The 23,809-nt window shown below is 70.5% G+C and carries 23 protein-coding genes; 8 read left to right on the top strand and 15 right to left on the bottom strand.

Annotation, left to right across the window (positions count from 1 at the left end; genetic code table 11):
• Nucleotides 1-21 precede the first annotated feature (21 nt).
• The 4 genes from EDF27_RS19595 (at nt 22) to EDF27_RS05375 (ending at nt 2,564) form a co-directional block, all read left to right on the top strand.
• Nucleotides 22-315, top strand: a complete 294-nt coding sequence (locus EDF27_RS19595; protein ID WP_165931364.1) for a hypothetical protein — start codon at nt 22-24, stop codon at nt 313-315.
• Nucleotides 316-344: 29 nt separating this feature from the next.
• Nucleotides 345-1,166, top strand: a complete 822-nt coding sequence (locus EDF27_RS05385) for an oxygenase MpaB family protein (protein WP_165931363.1) — start codon at nt 345-347, stop codon at nt 1,164-1,166.
• Between the two features lie 15 nt (nt 1,167-1,181).
• Entirely contained in the window at nt 1,182-1,805 is a 624-nt protein-coding gene (locus EDF27_RS05380; RefSeq protein WP_132047631.1) for a pyridoxal 5'-phosphate synthase, read from the top strand.
• Between the two features lie 264 nt (nt 1,806-2,069).
• Nucleotides 2,070-2,564 carry a GNAT family N-acetyltransferase gene (locus EDF27_RS05375; RefSeq protein ID WP_243698204.1) on the top strand — a complete coding sequence of 165 codons (495 nt, stop codon included), beginning with the start codon at nt 2,070-2,072 and terminating at the stop codon, nt 2,562-2,564.
• Between the two features lie 6 nt (nt 2,565-2,570).
• On the opposite strand, the gene EDF27_RS05370 is transcribed toward EDF27_RS05375, so the two are convergent.
• The 4 genes from EDF27_RS05370 to EDF27_RS05355 form a co-directional block, all read right to left on the bottom strand.
• The gene (locus EDF27_RS05370) at nt 2,571-5,024 is read right to left on the bottom strand and encodes a UvrD-helicase domain-containing protein (protein WP_132047629.1); all 2,454 of its coding nucleotides are present in this window, start codon (nt 5,022-5,024) and stop codon (nt 2,571-2,573) included.
• A 12-nt stretch (nt 5,025-5,036) separates the two neighbouring features.
• Nucleotides 5,037-6,068 carry a glycerophosphodiester phosphodiesterase family protein gene (locus EDF27_RS05365; protein WP_132047627.1) on the bottom strand — a complete coding sequence of 344 codons (1,032 nt, stop codon included), beginning with the start codon at nt 6,066-6,068 and terminating at the stop codon, nt 5,037-5,039.
• A 10-nt stretch (nt 6,069-6,078) separates the two neighbouring features.
• Nucleotides 6,079-7,140: a LacI family DNA-binding transcriptional regulator gene (locus tag EDF27_RS05360; protein WP_132047820.1), complete on the bottom strand. Its 1,062-nt coding sequence runs from the start codon at nt 7,138-7,140 to the stop codon at nt 6,079-6,081.
• Between the two features lie 103 nt (nt 7,141-7,243).
• Complete coding sequence (locus tag EDF27_RS05355) at nt 7,244-8,488, bottom strand: Gfo/Idh/MocA family oxidoreductase (RefSeq protein ID WP_123654764.1); 1,245 nt, start codon at nt 8,486-8,488, stop codon at nt 7,244-7,246.
• 160 nt (nt 8,489-8,648) lie between these two features.
• On the opposite strand from EDF27_RS05355, the gene EDF27_RS05350 reads away from it, so the two are divergent.
• Together EDF27_RS05350 and EDF27_RS05345 are read left to right on the top strand one after the other, a co-directional pair.
• Nucleotides 8,649-9,644: a DUF817 domain-containing protein gene (locus EDF27_RS05350; RefSeq protein ID WP_132047625.1), complete on the top strand. Its 996-nt coding sequence runs from the start codon at nt 8,649-8,651 to the stop codon at nt 9,642-9,644.
• Between the two features lie 67 nt (nt 9,645-9,711).
• Nucleotides 9,712-10,572 (top strand): Bax inhibitor-1/YccA family protein, encoded by an 861-nt coding sequence (locus EDF27_RS05345; RefSeq protein WP_123654766.1) that lies wholly within the window; start codon nt 9,712-9,714, stop codon nt 10,570-10,572.
• A gap of 149 nt (nt 10,573-10,721) precedes the next feature.
• Here EDF27_RS05345 and guaA read toward each other — a convergent pair whose 3' ends face one another.
• From guaA to EDF27_RS05310, 7 genes are read right to left on the bottom strand one after another with little or no spacing between them, the layout of a single operon-like run.
• On the bottom strand, nt 10,722-12,302 hold the full coding sequence (gene guaA / locus EDF27_RS05340) for a glutamine-hydrolyzing GMP synthase (protein ID WP_123654767.1): 1,581 nt from the start codon (nt 12,300-12,302) through the stop codon (nt 10,722-10,724).
• Nucleotides 12,299-12,745 carry a DUF3817 domain-containing protein gene (locus EDF27_RS05335; protein WP_132047623.1) on the bottom strand — a complete coding sequence of 149 codons (447 nt, stop codon included), beginning with the start codon at nt 12,743-12,745 and terminating at the stop codon, nt 12,299-12,301. Before EDF27_RS05335 ends, guaA begins: the two co-directional genes overlap by 4 nt.
• A 10-nt stretch (nt 12,746-12,755) precedes the next feature.
• Nucleotides 12,756-13,511: an SURF1 family cytochrome oxidase biogenesis protein gene (locus EDF27_RS05330; RefSeq protein ID WP_132047621.1), complete on the bottom strand. Its 756-nt coding sequence runs from the start codon at nt 13,509-13,511 to the stop codon at nt 12,756-12,758.
• Nucleotides 13,512-13,516: 5 nt separating this feature from the next.
• Entirely contained in the window at nt 13,517-14,932 is a 1,416-nt protein-coding gene (locus EDF27_RS05325; RefSeq protein ID WP_123654770.1) for a cation:proton antiporter, read from the bottom strand.
• A gap of 5 nt (nt 14,933-14,937) precedes the next feature.
• Nucleotides 14,938-15,498, bottom strand: coding sequence for a TrkA C-terminal domain-containing protein (locus tag EDF27_RS05320; RefSeq protein WP_243698202.1), 561 nt, complete (start codon nt 15,496-15,498; stop codon nt 14,938-14,940).
• A 45-nt stretch (nt 15,499-15,543) separates the two neighbouring features.
• Nucleotides 15,544-16,164: a response regulator transcription factor gene (locus EDF27_RS05315; RefSeq protein ID WP_132047619.1), complete on the bottom strand. Its 621-nt coding sequence runs from the start codon at nt 16,162-16,164 to the stop codon at nt 15,544-15,546.
• Complete coding sequence (locus EDF27_RS05310; protein ID WP_132047617.1) at nt 16,161-17,333, bottom strand: sensor histidine kinase; 1,173 nt, start codon at nt 17,331-17,333, stop codon at nt 16,161-16,163. The genes EDF27_RS05315 and EDF27_RS05310 overlap by 4 nt, the downstream gene beginning before the upstream one ends.
• A gap of 149 nt (nt 17,334-17,482) precedes the next feature.
• Here EDF27_RS05310 and EDF27_RS05305 point away from each other — a divergent pair, with 149 nt between their 5' ends.
• Nucleotides 17,483-18,580: an ABC transporter permease gene (locus EDF27_RS05305; protein ID WP_123654773.1), complete on the top strand. Its 1,098-nt coding sequence runs from the start codon at nt 17,483-17,485 to the stop codon at nt 18,578-18,580.
• A complete protein-coding gene (locus EDF27_RS05300) occupies nt 18,577-19,278 on the top strand; it encodes an ABC transporter ATP-binding protein (protein WP_123654774.1) in 702 nt (233 codons plus the stop codon). Before EDF27_RS05305 ends, EDF27_RS05300 begins: the two co-directional genes overlap by 4 nt.
• A 39-nt stretch (nt 19,279-19,317) precedes the next feature.
• Here EDF27_RS05300 and EDF27_RS05295 read toward each other — a convergent pair whose 3' ends face one another.
• From EDF27_RS05295 to EDF27_RS05285, 4 genes are all read right to left on the bottom strand, one after another.
• Entirely contained in the window at nt 19,318-21,192 is a 1,875-nt protein-coding gene (locus EDF27_RS05295) for a glycerol-3-phosphate dehydrogenase/oxidase (protein ID WP_132047615.1), read from the bottom strand.
• Nucleotides 21,193-21,274: 82 nt separating this feature from the next.
• Nucleotides 21,275-22,396, bottom strand: coding sequence for a GuaB3 family IMP dehydrogenase-related protein (locus EDF27_RS05290; RefSeq protein WP_132047613.1), 1,122 nt, complete (start codon nt 22,394-22,396; stop codon nt 21,275-21,277).
• Between the two features lie 175 nt (nt 22,397-22,571).
• Nucleotides 22,572-22,748 carry a hypothetical protein gene (locus EDF27_RS19590; protein WP_165931362.1) on the bottom strand — a complete coding sequence of 59 codons (177 nt, stop codon included), beginning with the start codon at nt 22,746-22,748 and terminating at the stop codon, nt 22,572-22,574.
• Between the two features lie 261 nt (nt 22,749-23,009).
• Nucleotides 23,010-23,735 (bottom strand): ABC transporter ATP-binding protein, encoded by a 726-nt coding sequence (locus EDF27_RS05285; protein ID WP_243698229.1) that lies wholly within the window; start codon nt 23,733-23,735, stop codon nt 23,010-23,012.
• Between the last annotated feature and the right edge of the window lie 74 nt (nt 23,736-23,809).

Genomic DNA, 23,809 nt, shown 5'->3' with positions numbered 1-23,809 from the left:
ACGACCACCAGGAGGAACACCATGTCCGATCCCGGCATCAGCCCCGTCGACGACTTCGACTCCCAGGAGCGCCGCGACGACGACATCGACCGCGAACACGTCGGTCCCTACGAGGTCGACGAGGCCGAGGAGTCGCTCGAGACCGTCACCAACGACGCGGTCGCCGGCGAGACCGTCGAGCCGCAGGTCGGTGACGGCACCGACGACGGCCCCACCGGTGGCGCCCCGCGCGAGGGCAGCGCCGACCTCTGGGAACACGACGACGACACTGAACGCCCCGACCTCGGCGGCGACCTCGGGACCAAGCCGCTCTGAGCGGCGGTCCGGTCCGGCACACTGGTGCCGTGACCAACGGACGGACTGGAGGCTCGGCGCCGGACGTGCGCCGAGCCTCCAGTCCGTCGTCGGGTCGGGAAACCGACCTCGCGCACTTCCTCGCGGACAGCACGCCCGTCATCTCCGGTGGGCGCGCCATCCTGCTGCAGATCGCGGACCCGGTGGTCGCCGCCGGCGTGCGACGGCACTCCGACTTCGCCCGGCGGCCACAGCAGCGGCTCGCCCACACGCTCATGTACGTGTACGCCGTCGTGGTCGGGACGCCGTCGGACGCGGCGATCGCGACGTCCTTCGTGAACCGCGCGCACACGGCCGTCGCCGGCGCGGACGACGTCGACCGCCAGCTCTGGGTCGCGGCGACCCTCTACGACTCCGCGCTCCGGGCGCACGAGGAGTTCGGCGTCCCCGTCCCGCCCGGACTGGCGCAGCGGGTGCTCGACGCCTACGCGCCACTCGGCGTCGCGCTGCGTGTCCCGGCCTCCCGGTGGCCCTCGACCGTCGCGGCGTTCGACGCGTACTGGACCGCGACGCTCGGGACGCTCCGGGTCACCGACGACGCGCGCGGAGTCGTCCGCGACCTCCTGCACCCCCGGTTCGCTCCCCTGTGGGTGCGGGCGGCGATGCCGCTCGTGCGGATCGTCACGGTCGGGATGCTGCCGGACGTCGTACGCGCGCAGTACGGGTTCGCGTGGGGCCCGCGCGAGCAGGCGCGGTACGCCCGCACCGTCCGGTTCGTGCGTCAGATCCGGGCCGTCGTGCCGGGCGCGTTGCTCCGGCTCCCCGGTCCGCTGCTGCTCCGCGCGATGCGTCGGTACGCCACCAGGCGCTAGGGGTTGGCTGGGGACATGGCTTCCGCTCCGCTCTCCGGCGACTCCTCGTTCGCGTTCCCCGAGCTCGACGACCCGCCCGCCTCGCCGCTCGACGTCGCGCGCACCTGGGTCGCGAACGCTCGGGACGTGTCCGAGCCGATGTCGATGACCCTGGCCACCGCGGCCGACGGAGCCGTGAGTGCCCGCACCGTCGACGTGAAGTCGATCGACGACCGCGGACTGGTGTTCGGGTCGTCGAGCCAGAGCCCGAAGGGGCAGCAACTCACCGCGAGCCCGGCCGCAGCACTCCAGGTCTACTGGCGGGAGACCATGCAGCAGCTGCGGTTCGAGGGCGTCGTCGTACAGCTCTCCGACCAGGAGTCCGACGAGCTGTTCAGCGCCCGGTCGCCCAAGTCGCGCGCGGCCACCGCGGTCGCCGCCCAGTCGGCGCCGCTCGAGGGCTCGTTCCAGGACCTCATCGACGATGCGAACGCACTGCTCGAGGAGTCGGAGGACGTGCCGCGTCCGGCGTCGTGGAGGGCGTGGCGGCTCGAGCCGACGTCCGTGGAGTTCTGGCACGGCAGCCGCGACCGCATGCACCGACGCCTGCAGTACCGCCGGACCGCCGACGGCTGGACGTCCGCGGTGCTGCAGCCGTAGCGGGCGCGTCCCGGCGCGGGGCGAGCTCCGCGCGATCGGCCAGCTCGACCATCGGCGGCGGTGCGGCGGCGGCGGTGCGGCACCGGCGTCGGTGCGGCGCCGGCGTCGGTGCGGCGCCGGCGGTGCGGCGCCGGCGGTGCGCTTCGGCGTCGCACTACCGATACCCGCTCGAACCACGGACGACCGTGGTTCGAGCGGGAATCGGTAGTGCGCCGCCGGTCAGAACCGCGGCGTCGCATCACCGAAACGCGAGAGGATGAGCGGGTGAAGCGAGGGAACGGACCCGCAGTGCGTCGGGCGACCAGTGCCGACGCCGCGGCGATCGCCCACGTGCACGTCACCGCGTGGCGGGAGGCGTACGCGCACCTGCTGCCCCCGTCGTTCCTGGCAGCCCTGGACGTCGACGCCCGGGCCGAACGATGGCGGGGCATCATCGCGGACCCGCAGACCGACGTGCTCGTCGCCACGATCGGCGATGCCGTCATCGGGTGGGCATCCGCCGGCAGCGGGCGCGACACGACTGCACCCCGCGACCGCGAGCTCGAGGGCATCTACGTCCTGGCAGCGGCGTACGGCTCGGGTGCCGGCCAAGCACTGCTCGACGGAGCAGTCGGCGACGCTCCCGCGTACCTCTGGATGGCGGACGACAACCCCCGCGCCGAGGCGTTCTACCGGCGCAACGGGTTCCTTCGCGACGGCGCGGCCAAGCGTGAGCACCTCGGGCCGCACCCGATGGAGGCCGTGCGACTGGTCCGGTGAGGTCGGCTAGAGCTTCTCGATCGGAGCGATCTTGATGAGGAGCTTCTTGCGGCCCGCCGAGTCGAACGCGATCTCCGCGATGCGCTTGGCACCCTGACCGGTCACCGCCGAGACGGTGCCCTCGCCGAAGTCGACGTGCTTGATGCGGTCGCCGGGTGCGAGCTCCATGTCGCCGTTGTCGCGGACCTGCCCGGACACCCGGTTCGCCCACTCGGTCTTCGGACGGGTCTTCGCCGCAGCGGCCGCGCGGTCGTACGAGCCGCCGCCCCAGCCGCCGCCACCACCGCGGTAGCCACCGCCGCCACCACCGTACCCACCACCGGCGCCGTCGCGCTTGGCGTTGAGCGCCCGGGGCTGCGTGCCGCCGCGGCTGTTCGCCATGCCCGGGGACTGCTTCCACTCGATGAGCCCCTCGGGGATCTCCTGCAGGAAGCGGGACGGCATCGCCACGTTGACGTCGCCGAACTGGGCGCGGGTCATCGCCAGCGACAGGAAGAGCGACTTCTTCGCTCGGGTGATGCCGACGTAGAAGAGCCGGCGTTCCTCGGCGGGGCCGCCCGGCTCGTTCGCCGACATGCGGTGTGGCAGGAGGTCTTCTTCGACGCCGGTGAGGAACACCGCGTCGTACTCCAGGCCCTTCGCGGTGTGCAGCGTCATGAGCGACACCGTGCCGGACGAGTCGTCGAGCTCGTCCGCCGCAGCGACCAGCGAGACCTCGGTCAGGAAGTCGCTGAGGGTGCCGTCGGGGTTGTTCTTCTGGAACTCGCGCGTCACCGCGACGAGTTCGTCGATGTTGTCCGCGCGGGCGGCGTCCTGCGCGTCGGGCGACTTCCGGAGCTGCTCGAGGAGCCCGGAGCCGTCGAGCAGCTGCGTCAGGGTGTCCACGACCGGCTGGTCGGCGGCCTTCGCCGAGACCTCGTCGAGGAGCGCCGCGAACGAGGTGATCGCGTTCCGCACCTTCGGCCCGAAACCGAGCTCGTCGGCGTGCCGCAGGGACTCGCGCATCGTGACGTCGTGGTCGTCGGCGTAGCGCTGCAGCGTGGTCTCGGTGACGGCACCGATCCCGCGCTTCGGCACGTTCAGCACGCGGCGGAGCGCCATCGGGTCCGCGGGGTTCGCGACGGTGATCAGGTACGCCATCGCGTCCTTGATCTCCGCACGCTCGTAGAACTTCGTGCCGCCGAGCACCCGGTACGGGATCGCCGCGCGGATGAAGATCTCCTCCAGCGCACGGGTCTGCGAGTTGGTCCGGTAGAACACCGCCATGTCGCGGTAGTCCATGCCGTCCTCGTGCAGGCGCTGGATCTCGTCCGCGACGAACTGGGCTTCGTCGTGGCCGGTGTAGCCCGTGAACCCGACGATCTTGTCGCCCGCGCCGACCTCGGTGAAGAGGTTCTTCACCTGCCGGTCGAAGTTGTTCGCGATGACGGCGTTCGCCGCGTCGAGGATGTTCTGCGTCGAGCGGTAGTTCTGCTCGAGGAGGACCACCTTCGAGTTCGGGAAGTCCCGCTCGAACTCGACGATGTTCCGGATGTCCGCGCCACGGAAGGCGTAGATCGACTGGTCCGAGTCACCGACGACCGTCAGCGAGGCACCCGCGATCGATCCGTCGGCTTCGCGCATGCGGGCGACGTGCTGCCCTTCGTCCTCGAGCCGGTCCACCTGCTCAACCGGCACCGGACGAGTGAGCTCGCGGATCAGGGAGTACTGCGCGTGGTTGGTGTCCTGGTACTCGTCGACCAGGATGAAGCGGAATCGCCGCTGGTAGAGCGCTGCGACTTCCGGGAACGCCCGGAACAGGAACACCGTCTGACCGATGAGGTCGTCGAAGTCGAACGCGTTGGCCCGGCGGAGCTCGTTCGTGTAGCGCCGGAAGACCTCGGTGAACATGACTTCCTGCGGATCGTTCGCGTTGATGTTCCGCGCGTACGAGTCGATGTCCTGCAGCTCGTTCTTGAGCTTCGAGATCTTGGACGCCGCAGCGCCGACGGTCAACCCGAGGGTGTCCGCTTCGAGGTCCTTGATGATCCGCTTCAGGAGCGCACGCGAGTCCGCGGAGTCGTAGATGGTGAACGACTGCGGGAACCCGAACCGCTCGGCTTCGCGTCGGAGGATCCGCACGCACGCCGAGTGGAACGTGGAGATCCACATGCCTTCCGACGCCTGCCCGACGAGGGCACGGACGCGCTCGCGCATCTCGGCGGCGGCCTTGTTCGTGAACGTGATCGCGAGGATCTGCGACGGCCAGGCTTCACGGTTCGCCAGGAGCAGCGCGATGCGGCGCGTGAGCACGCTCGTCTTGCCGGAACCGGCGCCGGCGACGATCAGCAGGGATTCGCCGCGGTACTCGACCGCTTCCTTCTGCTGGGGGTTCAGACCGGCGGTGAACGGGTCTTCGTAGGGGCGGTTCCCGGCACCCGGCTCGGGCGTCGAGTCGAATGGGTCGAGCACGATCGTCATGTCCGGGACAGTCTAGGCCGGGCCCCCGACACCGGCGGTCCCGTCCTCGACGAGCGAACGTGCGCGGACCGCGAGGTCGGCGTGGTCGGCGAACACCCCGTCCACACCGGTCCGGATGATCGAGGTGAACCACCGCTCCCAGTCCCCGTGTCCCGCGACCTCGCCGCCACGACGGAGCGGCGCCGGCAGGAACCGGTTCTCCGGACGGAGCGTCCAAGTGAACACCGCGAGCCCGGCGGCGTGCGCACGATCGACGACGTCCGACCGGACCGGCCGCGGATCGTCAACGCGGACCGGATCGGTTCCCGCCATCACCGTGCCGACGGGGAGGCTGATCCCGTCGAACTCCGCGGCGAGCGTCGCCAGCGCCGGGTCGGTGCGTTCGGCGGCGTAGCTCGGAGCTGCGGACCCGTGGGCGGCGACCTCGTCCGCGGCGCTGCCACGGGCCTCCTGGAGGTAGACGAGCCGGCCACCCGCACCACGCGCGCGGAGGTCGCGGAGCACCCCCTTCTCGAAGCACTCGAACGTCAGTCGGTCGTCGTCGCGCCAACCCGCGTCCCCGACGGCGGCGTCGACGAGCGCTCCCATCGGGTACCCGATCCCGTCGAAGTACGTCGCGTGCTTCACCTCGGCCACGAGGCCGACCGGGCGCGGAGCGGCGTCGAGGATCGCGAGCAGGTCCTCCAGCCGCAGGATCGGGTCCTCGCCGTCGTGCGAAGCGGACCGCGGGCGCAGCTCCGGCAGTCGCTCACGGGTCCGGAGCGTGCTGAGCTCGTCCCACGTGAAGTCCTCGGTGAACCAGCCGGTCAGCTGGGCGCCGTCGATCCGCTTGGTCGTGCGGCGATCGCGGAACTCGGGGTGGTCGGCGACGTTGGTCGTGCCCGAGATCTCGTTCTCGTGCCGGAGCACCAGGACGCCGTCCTTCGTGGGGACGAGGTCCGGTTCGATCGCATCGGCGCCCAGGTCGATCGCGAGTTCGTACGCACTGCGCGAGTGCTCGGGCCGGTACCCGGAGGCACCTCGGTGGGCGATCACCAGGGTCATGCGGCCGACCCTACTGGGGTGGGGTGTCGTGCCGGCCGCACGAGGCTCGGACGACGAGTTCCGGCGGGAACTCCTCGTGGTCCGGTGCGGTGCCGTCGAGCACACGTCGGACCGCGGCTTCCGCCATGGACTCGATGGGCTGCCGGACGGTCGTGAGGGGCGGCCACGTGTACTCGGCTTCCCACGAGCCGTCGAACGCGACCACGGCGACGTCCTCGGGGACGCGGACGCCGCGTTCGTGGAACGCGCGGAGCAGGCCGACCGCGGTGCGGTCGGAGGCCGCGAAGACCGCGTCCGGCCGACCCGCCTCGCCGGCGCCGGCGCCGCTGGCCGTGCCGTCGCCCTCGTCGGCGATCTGCAGGCCCGCCACGTAGCCGCCTTCCCGGGTGTAGCCGCCGTCGAACACCCGGCCTGGAGGCACGCCCTGCCCCGCACACGCATCTCGCCATCCACGGTGGCGGGCTTCTCCCGCGTCGGGCTGGCCGACGAACGCGATCCGGTTCCGTCCGTGGGCCAGCAGGTGCCGCGTTGCCAGCTCCGCCCCGGAGCGGAGGTCGGTGCCGACGCTCGCGACACCCGCACGTGCCGCGGAGACGTTGAGGTCGACCCACGGGAGCCCCACCGGGTCGATCGCGGACCGGTCGACCGCGCCGCTCGAGAGCACGAGCACGCCGTCGACCATCCGGGCGGCGAACTCCTCGAACCGGGCGCGGATGCCGTCCGGCTCGAAGCTCGTCGCCGTCGAGTACAGGGCGTAGCCACGCTCGCGCGCTGCAGACTCGATCGCCGCCGCGTACTCGGCGAAGAACGGGTTGGCGAACACCGGGTCTTCTCGGTCGGGGACGGCGAGCACGAGTGTGCGCGCCGATCCCGACCGGAGTGCCCGTGCGGCCTGGTTGGGGCGGTACCCGAGTTCGGCCACCGCGGCGAGGACGCGCCGCCTGGTCTCCGGGGCGACCGGCGCGCCGCCGTTCAGGGCGTAGCTGACGACCGCGTCGGACACCCCGGCGAGCCGAGCGACGTCCCGCCGGGTGGGTTTACGCGCTCGTTCACCCGTCGGTGTCTCGTTCAGTCGCCCGCTCGGCTCCTCGTTCGGTCGCCCACTCGGCTCCTGGTTCGGTCGCCCGCTCGGCTCCTCGTTCGGTCGCCCGCTCGCTCGATCGGTCACCGGTCGATCATGACACCCGGTCGGCGACGGGCAGGCGCTCCCCGACGGCCACGGGCGCATCGCCCTGGTCCGGGATCGGCAGGCGCTCGCCGTCCCGACGAGCGGACTCGAACGCGATCAGGCCGGGCAGCGTGTACCGCGCGGCCTGCCAGGCGTTGACCGGGGGCAGGACGCCGTCGTTCACCGCGGTGACGAAGTCGTCCACCAGGAGCTGGTGCGAGCCTTCGTGCCCGTTGGGCGCGAAGTCGAACTCCGCGGGCAGGCGACCCGTCAGGGAGTCGTGGACGGGGGCGTGCCCGGAGACGAAGGAGCTGCGGAGCGCGGGCGAGACGTCGGCGAGGCGCGGGTCGTCTTCGTCCATGGTCGGACGAGTGGCGATCTCCTCGGAGACGTCCGTGACGCCGTCGCGGTCCTGCCAGACGGAGTTCGTGACGAGCTGCTCGAAGCTGCCGTCGGTGCCGAACCAGCGGAACCGGCTCTCACGGATGTACGACGGGAACCCGACACGGCGGAACTCGTTGATGCGCATCGAGCCGCCGCCGTCGAGCTCGAACAGCGCGGTCATGTTCGAGTAGTCGTTGTCGAACATGCTGACGTCGGTGTCGAACACCCCGTCGCCGCGGTCGTCGTGCACGCCGATGCAGCTGACGCTCGTCGCGTGCCGCGGGACGGCTCCGAGGACGCCGCCGATGGCATGCGTCGGGTACCACATGGGCGGGTAGCTCGCGGTGGCCTTCCAGTCGTCGCCGCCGCTGTACTTGTAGGCGTCGTAGAACCCGAGGTCCATGTCGTGGACGTAGTCGCCCTCGGCGTAGAACACCCGGCCGAAGGCGCCCTGCTCGGCCTTCTGCCGCGCGAAGACCGTCGCGGGGTTGTACTGGCTGGTCTCCCCCATCATGTAGGTGAGGCCGGTCTCCTGCACCGCCGCGATGATCGCTTCGATCTCGGTGACGGCCACGGCCATCGGGACCGCGGAGTACACGTGCTTGCCCGCGCGGAGCGCCTGCAGCACGAGCGGCCCGTGGGTCCAGCGCTGGGTGAAGATCGCGACCGCGTCGACGTCGGGGCTCGCGAGCATCGCGTCGAGGCTCGGGAAGGTCCCCGCGAGGGCGAGTTCGTCGACGAGCTGGTCGGCGCGCTCCGGGATGACGTCCGTGGCGTACACCGCCGAGATGCCGGGGTGCTTGTCGAACAGGGTCGCGAAGTGGCTGGCGAACTGGCCTGCTCCGACCATGCCGAGGGTGAACGTCATGCTGGCTCCTTCTGCCGGGGTGCGTCGTTGCTGTTCCATTGTGCTGACGCGGGTTTACTCGTGTCAACCCTCGGTTCCGGGTGTGGAGGGGCGTGTGTCCGAGGGCACATGTGGAGGACTGAGCGACTCCGGTCCCAGGTCCCGGCGCGAGCATCCCGTCATGGCCGACCGATCCCTCTCCACCGCCGTCGAGTACCGCATCGAGCGCGCGGCTCGCCGGGTCCTCGACGCCGGCCGGCAGCCGCGCAGCCCGGCCCGGGTGTTCGTGACGGAGTTCCTCGTGTTCGGGGCGAAGCAGGCGTGGGCGTGCACGTTCGGCGCCGCACTGCTCCTCGTCATCGCGACCGCACGGCTCGCGTGGCCGGAGGATGCACCGCTCGCCCGGAACGACGCCCTGACGATCGCCGCGGTCCTGATCCAGGTCGGGATGCTGGCGTTCGGGCTGGAGACGTTCCGCGAGCTCCGCGTCGTCCTGCTCTTCCACGTGGTCGGCACCGTGATGGAGGTCTTCAAGACCGACGTCGGCTCCTGGTCCTACGACGGCGGCGGTGTGCTCCACATCGCCGGGGTACCGCTGTTCTCCGGGTTCATGTACGGCGCGGTGGGGTCGTACATGGTCCGCGTGTACCGCCTGTTCGACCTGCGCTTCGAGCGGTACCCGCGGCAGTGGTGGACCGCGCTCGTGGCCGGCGGGGTCTACGGGAACTTCTTCGCGCACCACTTCGTGTGGGACGCCCGGTACCTGCTGCTCGGCGCGGTCGTGCTCCTCTTCGCCCGGACCACCCTGCACGCCCGGGTGCACCGCGCCACGCTCCGGATGCCACTGCTCGTCGCGATGGCCTTCGTCGCGGTGTTCATCTGGATCGCGGAGAACGTCGCGACCTGGGCCGGCGCGTGGACCTACCCGGCCCAGCAAGCCGCGTGGCACCCCGTCGCCCCGACGAAGATCGTCGCATGGCTGCTCCTCATGACGATCTCGGTCGCGCTCGTCACCTGGCTCTACCGCCCGAAGCCGCCCGACGTGCCCTCGGCGAACTCCCGACGCCCGCCGATCCGCCGCGCAGCGCGTGCCCGTAGAGTGCAGGCACCGGTGGCAGCACCGGCGTCCGCTCGCCGCGAATCCTCAGCCTTCCGGCGCGATGCCCACCTAGGCTGAGAGGACGCGAAGGAACGGTCCACGTTCCCGCTCGACGACCCGAATCCAGAGGAATCACGAGGACACCATGGCTTTCAAGCCCGGTTTCGATCAGTCCCCCGCCTTCAACGACGCGGGCCGGAACGCTTGGGGCGCCGGCGCCAATTCGCAGCAGCGGACCGGATGGGGCCAGACCCCCCAGCAGTCGGCGGGCATGACACCCGAGCAGCTGCAGCACATGTACGACCGTCCGTCGGCGAACACCGTCGACACGGACCGCATGTCGTACGAAGACACCATCATCAAGACGCTCGTGGCGTTCGGCGTGCTGGTCGTCGGTGCGGTGGCCGGCTGGAACCTCCCTCCGGTCGTGTGGATCGCCGGCGCGCTCATCGGTTTCGTGCTGGCGCTCGTGAACACCTTCAAGAAGAAGCCGTCCGCGGGCCTCGTGCTGGCGTACGCGTTCTTCGAAGGACTCTTCGTCGGCGGCATCTCCGGCTACTACAACAGCGCGTTCGAAGGCATCGTCACGCAGGCGGTCTTCGGCACCCTCGGCGTGTTCTTCGTGACGCTCCTGCTGTTCACGTCGGGCAAGGTCCGCGCGACCCCGAAGGCGACCAAGTTCTTCCTCGTCGCGATCGTCGGGTACATGGCGTTCTCGCTCGTGAACCTCGTCCTCATGTGGACGGGCGTCACCAGCACCGCGTTCGGACTCCTCGGCACGACGATCTTCGGCATCCCGCTCGGCGTCGTCATCGGCATCTTCGTGGTCATCATGGCCGCGTACTCGCTCATCCTCGACTTCGACCAGATCAAGACCGGCGTCCAGCGCGGCGCACCGCGCATCTACGGGTGGACGGCAGCGTTCGGCCTCATCGTGACGCTCGTCTGGCTCTACCTCGAGATCCTGCGCATCCTCGCCATCATCGCGAGCAGCCAGCGCAGCTAGGGCGCGCAGCGCCCGCACGAACGCGAAGGGCCCCGGCGAGTACGCCGGGGCCCTTCGTCATGCCCGCGCTGCCCCACCCGGACGCGCACGGCCGGACGCACGAAGGCCCGCCGAGCGCAGCTCGACGGGCCTCCGGGAGCGTCAGGCGCTCACTCCCACTCGATCGTCCCCGGCGGCTTCGACGTGACGTCGAGCACGACGCGGTTGACGTCCTTGACCTCGTTCGTGATGCGGTTCGAGATCTTCGCGAGCACGTCGTACGGCAGGCGCGTCCAGTCCGCGGTCATGGCGTCCTCGGACGAGACCGGACGGAGCACGATGGGGTGCCCGTACGTCCGGCCGTCACCCTGGACCCCCACGGAGCGGACGTCGGCGAGCAGGACGACCGGGCACTGCCAGATCTCCTGGTCGAGGCCGGCGGCGGTGAGCTCGGCGCGCACGATGGCGTCGGCCTCACGCAGCAGCGACAGCCGCTCGGCGGTGACCTCTCCCACGATGCGGATCCCGAGTCCGGGGCCGGGGAACGGCTGGCGCCCGACGATGACCTCGGGCAGGCCGAGCTCGCGGCCGACGGCGCGGACCTCGTCCTTGAACAGGGTGCGGAGCGGCTCCACGAGTTCGAACGTCATGTCCTCCGGGAGGCCACCGACGTTGTGGTGCGACTTGATGTTCGCGGTACCGGCACCACCGCCGGACTCGACGACGTCCGGGTAGAGGGTGCCCTGCACGAGGAACTTGACCTCGCCCTCGTCGCCGTCCGCGCGGGCCTCGAGGACGAGTGCCTCGGCCGCCGCTTCGAACGTGCGGATGAACTCGCGCCCGATGATCTTGCGCTTCTGTTCCGGGTCGCTCACGCCGGCGAGGGCGTCGAGGAACTGCTGCTCGGCGTCGACCGTGACGAGGCGGACACCGGTCGAGGCGACGTAGTCCTCTTCGACCTGCTTGCGCTCGTCGGCGCGGAGGAGCCCGTGGTCGACGAAGACGCAGGTGAGCTGGTCGCCGACGGCCTTGTGCACGATCGCGGCGGCGACGGCGGAGTCGACGCCACCGGAGAGCCCGGCGATCACGCGTGAGGAGCCGACCTGCGCCTGGATCCGGGCGACCTGCTCCTCGATCACGTTCGCCGAGTTCCAGTCGCCGGGGAGCCCGGCAGCACGGTGCAGGAAGTTCTCGAGCACGGCCTGGCCGAACGCGGAGTGCTTGACCTCGGGGTGCCACTGCACGCCGTAGAGCTTGCGCTCGTCGGAGGCGAAGGCAGCGACGGGGGTCGACGAGCTGGACGCCAGGACCTCGAAGCCCGCCGGGGCCTCGGACACGGAATCGCCGTGCGACATCCACGTGGTCTGGGACGCCGGCTGTCCACCGAGCAGGACGCTGTCGGTCCCCGTCACGGAGACGTCGGTCGCGCCGTACTCCCGGAGCCCGGTGTTCGCGACGGTGCCGCCCAGTGCGGTGGCCATGGCCTGGAAGCCGTAGCAGATGCCGAGGACGGGGACGCCGAGCTCGAGGATCTCGCCGTCGAGGGCCGGTGCCCCCTGCTCGTAGACGGACGACGGGCCACCGGACAGCACGATGGCTGCGGGGTCCTTCGCGCGGATCTCCTCCGCGGAGATCGAGTGCGGGACGATCTCGCTGTAGACGTTCGCTTCACGGACGCGGCGAGCGATGAGCTGCGCGTACTGTGCTCCGAAGTCGACGACCAGGACGGGGCGCTGTTCGGTCTCGCTCACCGAGCGGCCTCCTTCTCACGCGCCTGTTGCGCGGTCAGCTCGCGGTAGGTGTCCATGGCGATCTTCTGCATGCGGTGCTCGACCACGAACGACATGAACGGGATGATGCCCCCGAGGGCGATGAGCAGGAAGCGGATCGGCTTCCAGCGCATGATGCTCCACAGACGGAAGTCGGTGAACAGGTACAGCACGTACAGCCAGCCGTGGGCGATGAGGATGCCGATCGACAGGTTGAACGTGCCCGGGTCCTTGCCCGCCGTGCCTTCCGGCACGAAGAACGCGCCCCCGCCGAGCTGCATCTCGAGGTGCAGCGGCGTGTACTTGATGACCATCTCGATCACCAGGGCGAGCAGGAGCACACCGGTGATGTACGCCGAGACGCGGTACCACTTCACCGCGCCCGGGATCTTCGGGATGTCGCGGGTTCGGACGGTCAGAGCCATATCGGCCATCCTACCGTCGCGTGAGGAGGACCTCTTCGTCCTCGTTCTCGCGCTCCCAGGCGTCCTTCACGAAGCGCCACCAGAGGAACACGGCGAACCCGGCGAAGACGACCCACTCGACCGCGTAGAAGAGGTTGAGCCAGTCGAACTGGACGTCCCGGGTGGGGGCACGGTCGGCCACGGTGCCGAGGTCGGCTGCCGACGCAGTGGTGCCGTCGGCGACGACGTACCCGCCGTACATCCGGTCGTCGAAGGCCTTCCAGGTGTTCACGAAGCGTGCGGGTGCGACGGCCGAGTACTGGTCCTGTGTGAAGGAGTCCTGGTCCGGCGACTCCGACGGGTAGTAGCGGCCCTCCACCGTGACGGTCGCGCCGTCGGCCAGGCGGTCACCACCGGCGACGGCGGCCGAGCGCTGGTCGGACCATCCGAGGACGACCGGGAGGCTCGCTCCGGTGACCGTGTCGACCATGTGTCCCACGGTCTGGTAGCGCCCACCGCCGCTGCGCCCGGTCAGCACGGTCGTGTCACCCGCGACGAACCGGCCGGTGACGGTCACCTTCTGACCGGCGAGGCTGTCACCGACCCCGCGCTCGGGCTTCGAGACGTCCGAGAGCACGTGGCGCGTCTCGGTGGTGGCCGGCAGTGGCTTGCCGTTCTCGATGCTCCGTTCGAGCTGCCACTTGCCGAGGAAAGCGAACACCGCAGCGAGGACCAGCGCCAGCAACAGCAGGGCGATCCACCTCGGTCGTCGGGCAACGGCCCACATGCGTTTCAGTACTCCGGATCGCGTTGGCGTGCCGGGCGTTCGGGGCGCTCGGCGGGGATCTCGACCGACGACGTCCCGCTGCTCACCGTCTCCGGTTCGGGCGTGGGCGTCGTCTCCGGTTCCACATTCTCCCGCTCGTCCCTGCCAGCAGCCTCCACGAGGGCGATCTCCTCGGCGAACCGGGCGTCCCGCTCGGCCTTCCGCGCTGCCGCCGCCTCGGCGGCGGCGCGCTCGCGCCCACGCAGCTTGCGCACCCGGGCGGGACGCAGCACGAGGCGGCCGATCCGGTCCGAGTTCGACGCGAGCACGGGGCCCAGAACAGCCATGATGAGGACGTAGAGGCCCGCGAACGCGGTGATCCGAGCCTCCAGACCGGCGGCGGCCGAGAGCGTCGCGAGGATCAGCGCGAACTCACCACGGTTCACCAGGATGACGGCGGTGTTGATGCCCTGCTGGGCGTTGAAGCCGTTCATCCGGGCGACCAGCTGACCTGCGACGGCGTTCAGCACCACGGTCATGCCGATGGCCGCGAGGACCGGCCAGACGACCTCACCGAAGGTGGAGATGTCGAGGCCGAGGCCGAAGTTGACGAAGAAGAACGCGGCGAAGACGTCGCGCATCGGCAGAGCGAGCTGCTCGATCCGGTCGCGGTACCGGGTGGCGCCGCAGAGCAGCCCGATGACGAAGGCGCCGATCGCGTCGGTCACGCCGAGCAGGTCGCCGATGCCACCGAACATCACCGCGAGGCCGAAGAACAGGATCGTGAACAGCTCGTCGTCACGGGTCGCGAAGATCCGCGAGACCTGCTTCCCGCCCCACCGCGCCAGGCTGAACATCACGATGAGGAAGCCGAACGCCAACGCGAGCTTGCCGATCACGCCCCAGATGTTCGTGTCGCCGGAGAGCACGACGGAAACGATCGCGAGGTAGATCGCGATGAAGACGTCCTCGATCACCGTGACACCGAGGATCATCGGGGTCTCGTCGTTCGCGAGTCGTCGGAGCTCGATGAGGAGCTTCGTGACGATGGCGCTCGACGAGGTCGCCGTCATGCCCGCGATGACGAGCGCTTCTCGCGTGCCCCAGCCGAGGGAGAACCCGAACGCGAACCCAGCGGCCATGTTGATCGCGACGTACGTGCCGCCGGAGATCAGGAGCTTGCCGGCGTTGCCGTAGAACTCCTCCTGGTCGAACTCCAGCCCGAGGTTGAACAGGAGCAGGATCAGCCCGAAGGTGGCGATCAGCTCGATGGTGTGGGACTCGACGCTCAGCCCGATCCACGGCGTGTGCGGACTCGCGATGAGCCCCACGATCATGTAGATCGGGATGGCGGGCAGGCCGATGAGCTTGCCGAGTCGTCCGAGGACGTAGGCGATGAGGAACAGGCCGCCGATGGTCAGCAGCTCACCACCGAGGTCCATCCGCGTTACCTTCCGGGCGGGGCCTCGGCAGCAGCTGCCGCCGCGAGCTCACCGCTGCGGTAGAACGAGAAGGCCTTCGCGACCTTCTCGGGGGAGCCGGCCACGACGATGGTGTCGCCGGGGAAGACCACGAAGTCGGGCGAGGGCGCCGGGTTGGCGCTGTCACCGCGGACCACGGCGACGACGGTCAGGCCGATGAAGCCGGAGTCGTGGAGGTCGCCGAGGGGCTTGCCCGCGATCGCGTCGTCGTAGTCGACGGAGAACCAGTCGATGGAGAGGCCGGGGATCTCGTCGAGCTTGTCGAGGCCCTCGGTGATCCGGGTACCGCCGAGGAGCTCGGCGAGCGTGTGCGCTTCGTCCTCGCTGAGACGGAGCGAGACCTTCTCGGACTTGTCCGCGCCGTCCGAGACGTCGGCGAACGAGATGAGGTCGGAGTGCCCCGACCGGTGCGTGATGACACCACACTTGCCACCGTCGTCGGTGTAGAAGCTGTGCAGCACGCCGACTCCGGGGAGTTTGACGCGATGAACGTCGACCATGATGGCTCCCTTTTCGAGTACGCCCATGCTAACCACCGTGGGGTCCGGCGCATTCCATCTGTGGAAACTCGGTCAGCGCAGGATCCCGAGGCTCCGGGCTGTGGAGACGGCCGCCGTTCGCGACGTCACCCCGAGCTTCGAGAACACGTGCACCAGGTGCGACTTCACGGTCGCGTCACGGATGTGGAGCGCCGCGGCGACGTCACCGTTCGAGGCACCGTCGGCGACGAGTCGGAGGACCTCGAGCTCTCGGCCGGAGAGGCTCACCTGCGGCGACCGCATCCGCTCCATCAGCCGTCCGGCGATCGCCGGGGCGAGTGCGCTCTCGCCCGCCGCGGCGGCGCGGACCGCAGCCACGAGCTCCGCCGGCGGCGCGTCCTTGAGGAGGTACCCGCTCGCGCCCGCTTCGACCGCGCTCAGGATGTCGCCGTCGGTGTCGTAGTTCGTCAGCACGAGGACGTACGGCGGGGCATCGAGGGCGCGGATGCGTCGCGTGGCATCGGCACCGGTGAGCGACTGCCCGAACTGCAGGTCCATGAGCACGAGCTCGGGGCTGAACGCATCGGCGTACTCGACCGCTTCGTCGGGATCACCGGCTTCGCCGACCACCTGGATGCCCTCGGCCGCGTCGAGCAGGGCACGGAGCCCGGCCCGCACGACCGGGTGGTCGTCCGCGATGACGATCCGGATCACGTCCCCACCTCCAGCACCGCCACCAGCGTCGTCCCCCGGCCGAGAGCGGTGTCGACGTCGAGTGTGCCGCCGAACTGGGCGACGCGCTCTCGCATCGCCCGCAGACCGAACGAGTCCGTCCGCCCGGCGCCGGACTGCACGGTGACCGGATCGAACCCGGACCCGTCGTCCGCGACGGTGAGACGGGCTTCGTGCTCATCGGTGGTGAGCACGATGCGGACGATCGTCGCCCCGGCGTGCTGGACGACGTTGGCCACGGCACCCTGGGCGATGCGCAGGAGTGCGCTCTGCGCCGTCATCGGCAGGTCGATGGCATCCGGGACGCTGACCCGTACGGCGAGGCCGTCACGCGTCGAGGACTCGGCGAGACGGCGGAGCGCGGCGGCCAGACCCTGGTCGAGCGACGGCGGGGAGAGCTCGCGGATGAACCGTCTGGTGTCGGCGAGGCCCTCGGCCGCGGTCGCACGGGCGAGTCGGATGTGCTCGATCCCCGGGCGCTCCCCGTCGGCCAGTTCGGCGGCGTGCAGGAGCATCTGGATGCTCGAGAGGCCCTGCGCGACGGTGTCGTGGATCTCGCGTGCGAGCCGCGACCGCTCGGCGAGGACGCCCTGTTCGTGCTGGGTCGCCGCGAGCTCGCCCTGGGTGGCGATGAGTCGCGCGACGATCTCTTCGCGTTCGACGGCTTCACGGGCGAGCGCACGGTACCCGAGCCCGATCAGCAGCGCCACGCCGGCACCGACGAGCGGCCCGACGACACCGCCCACGGTGAACCCGCCGTGGACCCCGAGCGCCACGATCGCGACCCCGGTTGCCACGACCACCGCCGCGGGGCCGACGACGCCCGGGAGTACGTGGAGGTAGAGGAAGAAGAGCGGGAACACCAGGTAGGCGGCCTCGGGCACGAGGACGAGGAGCGCGATCCAGACCACCGTGAGTGCACCGATCCAGCTCGCGCTCGCAACGGTGCGCCAGCGTGGTCCCGCACGCGCCACGCGGCCACCGGCGACGTAGGCCGCGGCGAAGACCACGGTGAGCGTGAGGGCGATCCACATCGACGGGCCACGATCGACGAGGACCCGCACCACGACCAGGACGGTGAGCACGGAGAAGAGCACGTGCAGCCCCGTCCGGAGCCCCACGAAGACCGGGGTGAGCGTGCTGTGTGCCATGGCACCACCAGCGTACGGAGCAGGCATCCGGAGGAGATCAACCGAAAGTTCGATCCCAGGACCAACCCGGACGACGATGCTCCGCGACCCCCCTCCGGCGAGGCTGATGGAGACGTCGCAGAGGGTCTGCGACGCAGAAGGGAGACACCGTGTTCGTCGCCTGGCGCGACCTGCGACATGCCCGCGGACGCTTCGTCCTCATCGCCGCGGTGGTCGCGTTGATCACGTTGCTCGTCGGCTTCCTCGCGGGGCTCACCGGGGGCCTCGCCGCCCAGAACGTCTCGGCGGTGCTCGGCCTCCCCGGCAGCCGGCTCGTCCTCCAGCAACCGTCGAGCGGCCAGCCCTCGTTCTCCGAGTCCACGGTCAATGCGGACACCGTCGCCGCCTGGCGTGCCACGGGCGGCGTCGACGGGGTGGTCCCGATCGGGATCGTCCAGGGCCGCGCGCAGGGGGTCGAGACCAGCAGCGCGGCCACGGGCACCCCCGTCGGCGTCGCGCTGTTCGGGCTCCCGCACGACGCGCCCCGTTCGGCGGTCTCGGACCTGGCACCGGCCCGCGACGACCAGGTGGGGCTCTCCGCCGGCGCGGCCGAAGACCTGGGCGTCTCGGCCGGTGGCCACGTCACGATCACGGGCAGCACCTACCGCGTCGCCAGCGTGGGCGTCGACGCCTGGTACAGCCACACGCCCGTCGTCGCGATGACCCCGAACGCCTGGGCAGCGGCCGACCAGCGACTCGGCGGCGACGGTGAGGCCACCGTGCTGGCCGTGCGCGGGGACCCCGACTGGGACGCCGCCGCCGATCGCACCCACACCGCCGCCGATGCACCACTGCTGAGCCTCGGCGCCCTCGAGACCTTCAAGTCCGAGGTCGGGTCCCTCGCGCTGATGATCGCGATGCTGTTCGGCGTCTCGGCACTCGTCGTCGGGGCGTTCTTCACCGTGTGGACGATGCAACGCGCGGGAGACGTCGCCGTGCTCAAGGCACTCGGGGCGAGCACGGGCTCGCTCGTCCGCGACGCACTCGGTCAGGCTCTGGTCGTACTCGTAACGGGGATCGGCGTCGGCATGCTCGCGGTCGTCGGCCTGGGCGCACTCGCCGGTGGCGCGTTGCCCTTCCTCCTCAGCCCGCTGACCACCCTCGTCCCGGCCCTCGCGATGGCCGTGCTCGGTCTCGCCGGGGCAGCGGTCGCCCTCCGGACCGTCACCGCGACCGACCCCCTCACCGCCCTCGGGAGCAACCGATGATCACCCTCGACGACGTCACCCTCACCTTCCCGGACGGCGCATCCCGCGTCACCGCTGTCGACCACGTGACACTCCGAGCCGACGCGGGCGTGGTCACGGGCATCACCGGTCCGTCCGGCTCCGGCAAGTCCTCGCTGCTCGCGGTCGCGGCGACGCTCATCCGGCCAGACGCCGGCCGCGTGCTCATCGGCGACGTCGACGCGGCGGAACTCACCCGTGACGAGGCCACGACGATGCGGCGGGAACGGATCGGCATCGTCTTCCAGCAGTCCAACCTGCTGCCATCGCTCACCGCCCGGGAACAACTGCTCGTGATGGCCGAACTCGGCGGGACACCTCGAGCGCAACGCCACCGGATCGCTGAACGCGCCGACGAACTCCTCGACGCCGTCGGCCTGTCCGGTCAGGCGGGCAAACGCCCGGCGCAGCTCTCCGGCGGGCAACGGCAGCGGGTCGCCATCGCCCGGGCGCTCGTCCACGAACCGGACGTGCTGCTCGTGGACGAACCCACGAGCGCGCTCGATCAGGAACGCGGGTGGGCGATCATGGACCTCGTCGCACGCCTCACGCACGAACGTCGGACGGCCACCCTGCTCGTCACCCACGATCTCGTCCACCGGGACGCGCTCGACGACCTCGTCACCATCGTGGACGGTGCGATCGCAACCAGTGCGCTCTCGATGGCCCGCGGGGGCTGAACGATGCGGACGAGCACAAGCCGCCGGTCTCCCGATCTCCTACTCGGGTTCGGTCGTCTTCTCGCCGACCACCTGCTCGTCGGACGCCTTCGCCCCGTCGGTCGTCCCCGAGCCGGCGGCGCCGGGCACCTTGACGTCGTCCTCCTCGAAGCCGAACGCGATGTCCGGCGCCTCGAGACGCACGCGGTCCGCCGACTCGTCGTCGGGCTGCAGCTGCGACTCGCGTTCGGCCGCGACGCGCTTGAGGTAGTTCGCGACCTCTGCCTCGGTCTGCTCCTGGTCCCAGCCGAGGACACCGGCCATGAGCCTGGCCGCGACCGGGGCCGCCGACTCGCCACGGTCCCACGCCTCGATCGAGATGCGGGTGCGGCGGGCGAGGACGTCCTCCAGGTGCAGGGCACCCTCGTGCGAGGCCGCGTACACGACCTCCGCGCCGATGTAGTCGTCCGCGCCGGGCAGGGCCTCGGCGAGCGCCGGGTCCTCCTTCACCAGCTGGAGCACCTCGGTCGTCAGCGTGCCGTAGCGGTTCAGGAGGTGCTCGATCCGCACCTTGTGCACCCCGAACGACTTCGCGGTGCGGCCGCGCTTGTTCCACGCGGCCGGGTAGCCCTCGGCGCCGAGCAGCGGGATGTCCTCCGTCGTCGAGGCGGGGATCTTGCCGTCCATCGCCGCGACGGCCTCGTCGATGGCGTCCTTGCCCATCACGCGGTACGTCGTCCACTTGCCGCCCGCCACGACGACCAGGCCGGGGGCAGTGTGCGCGACCACGTGCTCGCGGCTGAGCTTCGACGTCTGGTCGGACTCGCCTGCAAGGAGCGGACGGAGTCCGGCGTAGACGCCCTCCACGTCCTCGCGGGTGAGCGGGACACGGAGCACCTTGTTGACGTGCTCGAGGATGTAGTCGATGTCCGCCGCGGTCGCCGCCGGGTGCGCCTTGTCGAGGTACCAGTCGGTGTCGGTCGTGCCGACCAGCCAGTGCCGCCCCCACGGGATGACGAACAGCACGCTCTTCTCGGTGCGGAGGATCATGCCCATGTTCGACTGGAAGCGGTCACGCGGGATGACCAGGTGCACGCCCTTGGACGCCCGGACCTTGAACTGGCCGCGGGTCCCCACCATCGCCTGGGTGTCGTCGGTCCAGACGCCGGTCGCGTTGACGACCTGCTTGGCCCGGATGTCGAACTTCTCGCCCGTCTGGATGTCGTGCGCGTGCGCACCGACGACCCGCTCCCCCACCTTGATGAAGCCCTCGATCCGGACCCGAGCGGCAGCGTGCGCACCGTACGACGCCGCGGTGCGGACCAGGGAGGAGACGTAGCGCGCGTCGTCGACCTGCGCGTCGTAGTAGGTCATGCCGCCGACGAAGGCGTCCTTCTTCAGGGACGGCATCGAGCGCAGCACCTGCGTGCGGCTGAGGTGCCGGTGGTGCGGGACGCCGGGCGGACGACCGCCGGACCAGCTGAAGGCGTCGTACATCGCCATGCCGATCCCGATGTAGAAGCGCTCCCACACGCGGTGGTTGAGCGGGAAGAGGAAGCGGACCGGCTTCACCAGGTGCGGAGCGATGCGCTGCAGGAGCAGGCCGCGCTCGATGAGGGCTTCACGGACGAGCGCGAAGTTGAGCTGCTCGAGGTACCGGATGCCACCGTGCACGAGCTTCGAGGATCGGCTCGAGGTCCCCGAGCCCCAGTCCCGCGCCTCGACGATGCCGACGCTCAGGCCGCGGGTCACGGCGTCGAGCGCACTGCCGCCGCCCACGATGCCGCCGCCGACGACCAGGACGTCGAGCTCCTTGGTCTTCAGCGCCTCGATCGCTGCGGCCCGTTCGTCCGGGCCGAGCTTCGCCCCGGGGTCGAACCCCGCCGTGCCGAACGCTCCGGTGGGTGCTTTCTTGCCCGAGACCGTCGCTGCCATGGTCGCCTCCGCGCTGCCGAGCACGTCGTGCGTGCTTCTCGTCGAGCGCCGTGGCGTCACCCGCGCTGTACGGGTGCCACCGTCACTGCTGGTGGTACGGCGCCACGACCACTTCTACTCGCTGGAACTCCTTGGCGTCGGAGTATCCGGTCGTGGCCATCGAGCGACGCAGCGCGCCGACGATGTTCGCGCGGCCGTCCCACGTCGGGGTCGGGCCGTTCAGGACGTTCTCGAGCGGGGCGATCGTGCCGACCTCCACCCGGCGGCCACGGGGCAGCTCCGGGTGGTGTGCCTCGGCACCCCAGTGGAAACCGCCACCCGGCGCTTCGGTCGCGCGGGCCAGCGCGGTGCCGAGCATGACCGCGTCGGCGCCCATCGCGATTGCCTTGACGACGTCTCCCGCGGTGTCGAGGCCGCCGTCGGCGATGACGTGCACGTACCGGCCACCGGACTCGTCCATGTAGTCACGGCGGGCACCGGCGATGTCGGCCACCGCGGTCGCCATCGGGGCGTGGATGCCGAGCGCCGCGCGCGTGGTCGACGCGGCACCGCCACCGAACCCGACGAGGACACCGGCCGCACCGGTGCGCATCAGGTGCAGCGCCGCCGTGTAGGTGGAGGCGCCGCCGACGATCACCGGGACGTCGAGCTCGTAGATGAACTTCTTGAGGTTGAGGGGCTCGGTGCTCTGCGAGACGTGCTCGGCGGAGACCGTGGTGCCGCGGATGACGAAGAGGTCGACACCGGCGTCGACGACCGTCTGGGAGAACTCCTGCGTGCGCTGCGGGCTCAGGGAACCGGCGACCGTGACCCCGGCGGCGCGGATCTCGGCGAGACGCGCGGTGATCAGCTCGGCCTTGACGGGCTCGGCGTAGATCTCCTGCATGCGCTTCGTGACGTTGCCGTCGGTGAGCGCGCGGATCTCGGCGTAGTAGGGCTCCGGGTCTTCGTACCGGGTCCAGAGGCCTTCGAGGTCGAGCACACCGAGGATCCCGAGCCGGCCCATCTGGATGACCGTGGCGGGCGAGGACACCGAGTCCATCGGCGCCGCGAGGATCGGCGCTTCGAACGTGAAGGCGTCGATCGACCACTGGACGTTCACGTCGCGCGGGTCACGGGTGCGCCGCGAGGGAACCACCGCGATGTCGTCGAACGCGTACGCCCGTCGTCCGCGCTTGCCTGCACCGATCTCGACTTCACTCACCCGGCAAGCCTACCGGGCGGGGTTCTCACGCCGCACGGTCCAGGTGGACGGGTCGGGTCGCGCGCGCGGCGGGACGGGCGTCGGCGGGCGCGGCGGGACGGGCGTCGGCGGGCGCGGCGGGACGGGCGTCGGCGGGGCGGGGCGTTTGGCGGGCGCGGCGTCGGCGGGCGCCGCGTCAGCGCGTGCGGCGTCGACGCAGCACGCGGAGCGTCAGGCCGAGGCCGAGCGCCAGGACGATCAGCACGACGAGCAGTGCGGCCGCGACCTTGACCAGGAGCGCGGCACCGACGAAGAGCACGGCGAACACGATCCAGACCAGGACGTCCATCGCGACGCTCGACACTCGGTGCACGCCGAGAACCTACCCCGTCGGGCGTCTGGCCGCGTCCGCTCCGGGGAAAGCGACACGGTGCGGCGTTGTGCGCGGCGCATTGCCCTGCGCGCTGTCGCTTCCGTCGCATCGACCCCGAGCGCACCGCATCGACGCGGCCGAGTGACCCCGGGCGTGGGAGAGGGGCCGTGCGGCGCTGACGCGACTTCGCACGACCCCTCTCGGTGCCGGTACCGCCCCCACAGCGGCACCGGCGGGTCGACCCCGCTCAGCGATTGCTCGCTACCGAGCGGCGTCGACGTCCTTGGCGAGCGTCCCGAGGTAGAGCTCGATGACCTTGGGGTCGTCGGCGAGCTCACGTCCGGTGCCCGAGTAGGCGTTCCTCCCCTGGTCCAGCACGTACCCACGATCGCAGATCTGCAGACAGCGTCGCGCGTTCTGCTCGACCATGATGATCGACACTCCGGCCTTGTTGATCCGGCGGGTGCGGATGAAGGTCTCGTCCTGGCGCACCGGGGACAGGCCGGCGCTCGGCTCGTCGAGCAGCAGCACCTTCGGGTCCATCATCAGCGCACGGGCCATCGCGACCGACTGCCGCTCACCGCCGGAGAGCGATCCGGCCCGCTGCCCCTTGCGCTGACCGAGCACCGGGAACAGGTCGTAGATGACCTCGAGGCGCTCGGCGAACTTCCGCGGCCGCAGGTACAACCCCATCTGCAGGTTCTCCTCGATGGAGAGCGAGGGAAACACGTTGTTCGTCTGCGGCACGAAGCCGACACCCGCCTGCACGAGCTTGTTCGCCTTCATGTTGGTGATGTCCTCGCCCTGCAGGGTCACCGTCCCCTCACGCACGGAGACCAAGCCGAACAGTGCCTTGAGGAGCGTCGACTTGCCGGCGCCGTTCGGGCCGATGATGCCGATGAGCTCGCCGGGGTAGCAGTCCAGGTCGCAGCCGTTGAGGATGTTCACGCCCGGCAGGTAGCCGGCGACGAGGCCACTGGCCCGCATCACCGGTTCGAGCGTCGCCGTGGCGGTGCCGCCACCGGTCACGTCGGGCGCGCCGGTCGGGTCGGCCGGACCGG

The organism is Curtobacterium sp. PhB136 (assembly GCF_004346855.1).
GTDB lineage: Bacteria > Actinomycetota > Actinomycetes > Actinomycetales > Microbacteriaceae > Curtobacterium.
The sequence above is the reverse complement of the archived record's forward strand: the minus strand, read 5'-3'. Positions and strand labels throughout refer to the sequence as shown.